Here is a 927-nt window from a genome sequence, read left to right on the forward strand (position 1 = left end):
CCGCTCCCGAACAGCAGCGCCTAGAACAAACGACAAACGCTGAGGCTACTTCGCCGAAGCCGTCATGTAGTCCACAGTCAGGTTGGCCAACGCGCGAACCCCGTTGATCAACGCCGGCTCGTCCACGTAGAACTCCGGTGAGTGGTTCGAAGCAGCTTTCGTCACGTCCACCCCCTTGGGCGTCACGCCCAGGTTGAAGAACAGCCCCGGCACCCGCTCCTGGTAGAACGAAAAGTCTTCCGACGCCGTCGCCTTCGGCCCCAGCATCCAGTTGCCCTCGCCCGCCACGCGCTGCAACGTCGGCGCCATCTGCGCCGTCAACGCCGGTTGATTCACCGTCGCGTTGTACAACTCCACCACCTTGAACGTCGCTTCCGCCCCTGCGCTCGCGGCAATCGACTCCGTCGTGCGCTTCATCCGCGCATGGATGTCCTTCTTCATGCCCTCGTCGTACGTGCGCACCGTGCCCATCATCTCCACCTTCTCGGGCACGATGTTCATCCGGTTGCCGCCGTGAATCGTGCCCACCGTGATCACCGAGGGCTCCAGCATCGCGTTCACCTGCCGGCTCTGGATCGTCTGCAGCCCCATCACGATCTGCGACGCCACCACGATCGGATCGATGCCGCCCCAAGGCCGCGCACCGTGCGTCTGGCGGCCCTTCACGTCGATCCAGAACTGGTCGGCGGCGGCCATTGCCGCGCCGCTGCGCCAGGCCAGCTTGCCCGACTCGATGCCGCTGCTCACGTGCAGGCCGAAGATCGCGTCGACCTTCGGGTTCTCCAGCACGCCCTCGGCCACCATCTGCTTGGCGCCCCACATGTTGCTGCCATTGGGCTCGAAGTCGGCCGGGCTCTCTTCGGCCGGCTGGAAGATGAGCTTGACCGAACCCGGCAGCTGCTCCTTCATGCCCGCCAGCACTTCGGC

At 65.2% G+C, this 927-nt stretch carries 1 protein-coding gene; it reads right to left on the reverse strand.

From position 1 onward, the window contains the following. Window positions 1-45: 45 nt before the first annotated feature. Window positions 46-927, reverse strand: an 882-nt coding sequence (locus DBV14_RS32810) for an amidohydrolase (RefSeq protein ID WP_124466349.1), incomplete at its 5' end; no start/stop codon positions are given.

The organism is Variovorax sp. KBW07, from assembly GCF_003852515.1.
GTDB lineage: Bacteria > Pseudomonadota > Gammaproteobacteria > Burkholderiales > Burkholderiaceae_C > Variovorax.